Source organism: Actinomycetota bacterium, assembly GCA_036280995.1.
In the GTDB taxonomy this organism is placed as follows: domain Bacteria; phylum Actinomycetota; class CALGFH01; order CALGFH01; family CALGFH01; genus CALGFH01.
The window spans coordinates 1-5974 of the sequence record DASUPQ010000570.1; the positions used below are offsets into that span (position 1 = coordinate 1).

Consider the following 5974-nt stretch of genomic DNA (forward strand, 5'->3'; position numbering starts at 1 on the left):
TCGCCGCTCAGCCCGGCCGCCCGCTCGAGGGCGGCGGCGGCCGCGGCGTGCCCGCCCCGGCGCCGGGCCCGGTCGGCCGACCGCTCCAGCTCGGCCGCCACCTGCTCGTCGGGCCCGACCGTGGCCGCGGCCAGGTGCCAGGCCCGCTGGTCGGCGCTGTCCTCACCGGCGAGGACGCCGGCCAGGGCCCGGTGGGCGGCCCGCCGGGCGGCCAGCGTGGCCGTCTGGTAGGCGGCCGAGCGGACCAGCGGGTGCCGGAACTGGAGGCGGCCGTCCCCGGTGTCGACCAGCCCGGCCGCCTCGGCCTGGTCGAGGGTGGCCGGCTCGACCCCGAGCCGGTCGCCGGCTCGGAGCACCACCGCCGGGTCGCCGGCCGTCTCGGCCGCGGCCACCAGCAGCAGGGTGCGGGCCCCGTCGGGCAGGCGGCGGACCCGCTCGCCGAAGGTCCGCTCCAGACGGGCGGTCAGGGGGAGCACGTCCTCGAGGGGCGCCCGCCCGGCCAGCTGGTCCGGCTCCAGGCTCCCGGGCAGCTCCAGCAGCGCCAGGGGGTTGCCGCCGGTCCGCTCGACCAGCCGGCCGACCACCTCGGCGGGCAGGTCGACGCCAGCCCCGGCGAGCAGGGCCGCCGCCGGCTCCGGGCCGAGCCCCTGGAGGCGGAGCTCGGGCAGGCCCGGGGCGGGGAAGTCGCGCGGGTCGCCGTCGCGGGCGGCGAACAGGCAGACCACCCCCTCGGCGTCGAGCCGGCGGGCGGCGAAGGTCAGCGCCTCCGCCGACGAGCCGTCGAGCCACTGGGCCTCGTCGACCAGGCACAGCACCGGCCGCTCCTCGGCCGCCTCCCCGAGCAGGCTCAGCACGGCCACCGAGACGAGGAAGCGGTCGTCGGGTCCCCGCCCGTCCGGGGGGCCGAGGCCCAGGGCGCCGCCGAGGGCGGCCGCCTGCGGCCCCGGCAGGCGGCCGGCCAGCCCGAGCACGGGCCGCAGCAGCTGGTGGAGGGCGGCATACGGCAGCTCGGCCTCGGACTCGACCCCGCCGGCCCGCAGCACCGTCATGCCCCCGGCCCGCCCGGCGGCGTGCTCGAGCAGCGCGGACTTGCCCGCGCCGGCCTCGCCACGGACCACCATGACCCCGCTGCGCGACCGGCGGGCGTCCGCGAGCAGCCGTTCAAGGGCGTCGCACTCGGCGCGTCTGCCGTGGAGCATTACCGCGATGCTACTAGGGGCCGGCGGGAGCGCACCGCCGGGGCCAGGGCGGCGATGCCGGCGGCCAGCACCAGCAGGACGAGCAGGGCCCGGCCGAGGCCGACCCGGTCGGCCAGCAGGCCGATGAGGGGCGGGCCGAGCAGGAAGCCGCCGTAGCCGATGGTGGTGACGGCGGCGATGGCGTCGGCCGGCCGGTAGGGCGCCTCGCCACCGGCGCTGACCGCCGCCGGGAACACCAGGCAGACCCCCAGCGCCCACAGGGCGGCCCCAACGTAGGCGCTGGCCAGCCCCGGGCCGAGCACGGTCAGCAGCACCCCGGCGAAGCTGACCAGCCCCCCCACCCGGACGGCCCCGTGACGCCCGAGCCGCTCGGCCACCGCCGTCCCCGAGAACCGCCCCGCCGCCATGGCCACCGCGAACACCGCATACCCGAACGCGGCCAGCGACGCCGTCGCCCCCCGCTCGTCGGTCAGGAACAGCGCCAGCCAGTCGGCCGCCGCCCCCTCCAGCGTGGTCGCGCAGATGGTCACCAGCCCCACCAGCAGCAACCTCGCCGTCAGCACCCGAGGGGGGCTGTGGCCGTCCGCGTGGGGGCCGTGGCCCTCCCCGCTGAGGCTGTGGACGGCCGCCGGCACCGAAGCTCGCCGTCGGCTACGCTCCCCCTCCGGGGGGCCTGGCGCCGGGTCCGGTGGGTGGAGCGCGCCCGGGGCCGGTGGATGGGGTGCGCCCGGGGCCGGAGCGGGGGTCGGCGTGGCCTCGGCGAGCGCGGTCCGGTCCTCGATGAAGCTGCCCAGCGAGACCATGACCAGGACGGTGCAGACCACGGCGACGGCGGCGAAGTGGAGGACCAGCGGGCCGCCGAGCTGGGCGGCGAGGGCGCCGCAGCCCGCCCCGGCGATGCCACCGACGCTCCAGCAGGCGTGGTAGCGGGGCATCCAGTCCCGGCCCGCCCGCTGCTCGACGGCGCTGCCGTGGACGTTCATGGCCACGTCCCACGACCCGTAGAACGACCCCCACACGAACAGCGTCGCCCCCAGCGCGACCAGGGTCGGGACCACCGCCAGGGCCACCATCACGGCCGAGGCGGCCACGGTGGTGGCGGCGACCACGGCCCGGCTGCCGAACCGCCGGCACCAGCGCCCGCTGAACGGCATCGACAGCAGCGACCCGAACCCGGGGGCGAGCAGCACCAGCCCCAGCTCGGCCGCGCTCGCCCCCAGCCGGTCCCTGGTCGCGGGCAGCCGCGTCACCCACGAGGCGAGCAGGAACCCGTTGGTGGCGAAGACCACCGCCGTGGCCAGCCCCGCCCGCCGCAGCCCGGCCCCGGCCGCGTCCCGGCGGGCCCGGATCACCCGTAGTACCGGAAGATCACCTCGGCCACGCAGACCGGCTTGACCTGGTCCTCGACCTCGAAGGTGGCGCCGTAGACAACCTGGACGCCGCCGCCGGCCGGCTCGACCCCGACGACCTCAAGGCCCATGCGCAGGCGCCCGCCGACCCGGGCCGGGGCCGGGAACCGGACCCGGTTGAGCCCGTAGTTCAGGGTGGTCGACACCCCGTCGACGACCAGGATCTCCTCCAGCAGGGCGGTGAACCGGGCCAGGGTGTGGAACCCGTGGGTGACGGTGGCCCCGAACGGCCCGGCGGCGGCCCGCTCGGGGTCGGTGTGGATCCACTGGACGTCGTCGGTGAGGACGGCGAAGCGGGACACGTCGTCCTGGGTGATGTCGTGCCAGGAGCTGTAGCCGAGGTGCTGGCCGGCCAGCCCGGTCAGGTCGCCGACGTCGACGTGCCGCGGGTCGGCCGCCACCGGTCCGGCCGCGGACTCGCCGGCCTGGTCGCCGGGCAGCTCGCCCCAGGCCAGGTAGACGCAGCCGAAACAGGCCTCCTCGACCGACAGGCCGGGCACGGCCCGCTCCAGCTCGGCCCAGGGCCGCCGGAAGCCCTCGAACGTGGTCACGAACTGGCTGGCCACCTGCCACACGATCGGGTTGAGGTGCGGCGCCACGGTCGTCCACTTGGGCCCGGCGGCGGCCACGCGCCCCCCGGGCCGCGCCTGGCCGAGCAGGTTGGCCAGCGCGTCGGGGGACTGCACGACGTCGTGGGTGAAGGCGAACAGCACGGCGTCGACCGGCCCCGGGACGACGGCCTCCTCGGCGCTCGCCTCGAGCAGGGTCACGTTGGTCCAGCCGGCGGCCTCCACCCGGGCCCGGGCGGCGGCCAGCATCTCCGGGCTCGGGTCGATCCCGATCAGCCGGCCGCCGGGGCCGATGGCCGCCTGGATCCGCTCGAAGTTCAGCCCCGTGCCGCAGCCGGCGTCCAGGACCACGTCGCCCGGCTGGAGGCGGAGCTGGGAGATGACCCGGCGGCGGTAGGGCTCGAGCCAGGCCGTGCTCAGGTCGTAGCTGCCGGCGACCCGCCGGTACAGGGCCGCCGCGGAGTGGGCGTCTTCGTCAGTCATGGTGCTCACATGGTCCCCCTCGCATCCTGGCCAGTATCACCCGGATCGGCCGTGGGTGCAGCCCCCTGGCCCCGTCCAGCAGCGACGATGGGCAGTCGGGGGTTCCAGCTTGCATACTTGAGGTAACCGGCGGGTGACGGGGATGTTGCCGGGGAGCGGAGAGCCGGTGGGCGAGATGCTCGGGACCGACGGGGTGGCCGCCAATCCGCGGCTGGCCCAGCACCGCCTGAGCGTCGACGGGCGCCAGGTCGGGGTGGCCGTCGGCGGCCACGGGCTTCCCCTGGTGCTGGCCAGCGGGCTGCTGCTCACCGACCGGCTGTACGTGCAGACCCTCAGCCGGCTGGCCGCGGCCGGCTTCCGGGTGGTGGCGGTCGACGTCGCCGGGAGCGGCATGGCCGACGACGGCAAGGGGCTGGACGAGTACGGCCGCCTGCTCGGGCGGGTGCTGGACGAGCTCGGGGTCGAGCGGGCGGTCCTGGCCGGGCACTCCCTGGGCGGCCGGCTGGCCACCGAGCTGGCCGCCCGCAGCCCCGAGCGGGTGGTGGCCCTGCTGCTGGTCGACGCCAGCGTGGGCGCGCCCTGGGACACCCTGGTCCGGATGATCGGCTACGCGCCGCCGTCGGTCGGGGTGCTGGGGGCGATGCTGCTGGCCGACACCCTGGGCACGGTGCCCTTCGCCCGCGACTTCGGGCAGGCGGCCAAGCTCAGCCGCCTCGCCGTCCCGGTCATGCTCGGCCACCTCGGCGCCCCCTGGCGGCTGTTCGGCCCCGGCCTGTCCGCCCTGTACGCCGCCGCCAGCGCGCCCCTGCTCGACCAGGTGGGGCGGACGGCCATGCCGGTGGTGGCCGTCCACGGCGACTGCGACCTGGTGGTGCCGCTGGCCGCGGCCCGCGACGCCGCCCGCCGCACCGGCGGGGAGCTGGTCGTGGTCCACGGGGCGACCCACTCCTGGCTGCTCCAGGACCCGGAGACCCTGCCCGCGATCGTCCGGGAGCTGCTCGACGGCGACCTCGGCGTGGCCCGCGACCGGGCGGTCGCCGCGGCCGGCCTGGACCCGGGCGCCCCCCTGGCCGCCGTCGACGACGTCTTCGCCCCCTCCGGGACCCTGCTGCGCCGCCTCGGCCCCCCGGGGGCGGTCCCCCGGCCGGCGCCGGCCCCGCGGCGGCCCCACTACGGCTGGACGCGGACCCGCTTCCCGGTGCCGGGCGGGGCGCCGGCATGACCGTCACCCCTTGACCTGGAGGAGCTGCACCCTGGGGCGCTGCTCGGGCGCTGAGCCCGGTGCTCAGGCCCGCCCCAGCGGCCGCGGGCCGCTGATCCTGGTCCGGACCCCGGGCGACCAGTGGACCACCGGCTCCCCCTCGGGGCCGGGCAGCCCGGCGGCGGCGACCAGGCCGCTGTCCAGCTCGCGCACGGCCGCCCGGTGCAGCGGCCACGGCTCGTGCTCGACGGTCGCCCTGGCCAGCAGCGGGCCGAAGGTGGTGTAGAGCTGCCAGCGCGCCGTCAGGTGGTGGTCGAGCCCGCCCAGCTCGCCAGGGGCCAGCCGCTCGCCCACCTCGACGGTGGCGGCCGAGGCGGCCGGGGTCGGGCCCGGCCAGCGGCGGCGGCTGCGGTAGCGGACCACCGGTCCGTCGCGCTCCACCGTCATCGCCGACCACATGTACGGCAGGGCGAAGGTGGCCCGGGCGACCAGCACCGGCTCCAGCCGGGCGGCGTCCAGCGAGAAGAACCAGAGCCCCTCGCGCCCGTCCGGCCCGACCACGTAGGTGCGGACGTTGGTCTCGGGGAAGCGGGCGAACCACGGCGGCGCCGGCGCCACCGGGGTGCGCAGGTCCCCGAGCACGAACGGGGTCAGCCCGACCCAGGCCCGACCGTCGAAGTCGTGGACCCGCAGGCCGGCCGGGAGCAGCCGCTGCACCACCGCCGACGGGTACGACCAGTGCAGGAAGGCCAGCCAGCTCCAGGTCTGGTACATCACCGGCCGCCGCACCGGTCGCGGCGCCGTGGGGCTAGCCGCCGGCCAGCTCGACGGCATACAGCCGCCAGGAGTCGGGGATGCCCTTGAGCCGATGGGCCCCGCGGTCGTCGAAGGCGAACCCGGCCCCGGCGACCAGGTCCTTGACCGTGCGCGAGCAGACGATCTCCCCCGCCCCGGCCTGGCCGAGGACGCGGGCGGCGATGTGCACGGCGATGCCGCCGATGTCGTCGCCCAGCAGCTCGCACTCGCCGGTGTGCAACCCCACCCGCACCGCCAGGTCCAGCTCGCCCAGGTCGGCCCGGATGGCGTCGGCGGCCCGGATGGCCCGGGCTGGCC

The 5974-nt window shown here is 77.6% G+C and carries 6 protein-coding genes and 1 pseudogene; 1 reads left to right on the top strand and 6 read right to left on the bottom strand.

Annotated elements, in window-relative coordinates:
• From VF468_19155 to VF468_19170, 4 genes and pseudogenes are all read right to left on the bottom strand, one after another.
• A partial coding sequence (locus VF468_19155; protein HEX5880410.1) for an AAA family ATPase occupies positions 1-1199 on the bottom strand: 1199 nt, incomplete at its 3' end.
• Positions 1199-2551 (bottom strand): MFS transporter, encoded by a 1353-nt coding sequence (locus VF468_19160; GenBank protein ID HEX5880411.1) that lies wholly within the window; start codon positions 2549-2551, stop codon positions 1199-1201. The genes VF468_19155 and VF468_19160, both read right to left, overlap by 1 nt.
• A complete protein-coding gene (locus VF468_19165) occupies positions 2548-2973 on the bottom strand; it encodes a MaoC family dehydratase (protein ID HEX5880412.1) in 426 nt (141 codons plus the stop codon). The genes VF468_19160 and VF468_19165 overlap by 4 nt, the downstream gene beginning before the upstream one ends.
• A 246-nt stretch (positions 2974-3219) precedes the next feature.
• Positions 3220-3660 (bottom strand): annotated as a pseudogene (locus VF468_19170) (methyltransferase domain-containing protein).
• Between the two features lie 175 nt (positions 3661-3835).
• Between VF468_19170 and VF468_19175 the strand changes: the two are divergent.
• Positions 3836-4882 (top strand): alpha/beta hydrolase, encoded by a 1047-nt coding sequence (locus VF468_19175; protein HEX5880413.1) that lies wholly within the window; start codon positions 3836-3838, stop codon positions 4880-4882.
• Positions 4883-4945: 63 nt separating this feature from the next.
• On the opposite strand, the gene VF468_19180 is transcribed toward VF468_19175, so the two are convergent.
• Complete coding sequence (locus VF468_19180; protein ID HEX5880414.1) at positions 4946-5650, bottom strand: DUF2071 domain-containing protein; 705 nt, start codon at positions 5648-5650, stop codon at positions 4946-4948.
• Between the two features lie 19 nt (positions 5651-5669).
• On the bottom strand, positions 5670-5974 hold a 305-nt coding region (locus VF468_19185; GenBank protein HEX5880415.1), incomplete at its 5' end, for an adenylate/guanylate cyclase domain-containing protein.

Coding starts and splice junctions, on each gene's coding strand:
- VF468_19175 (HEX5880413.1), top strand. CDS start 3,836: ATGCTCGGGACCGACGGGGTGGCCGCCAATCCGCGGCTGGCCCAGCAC.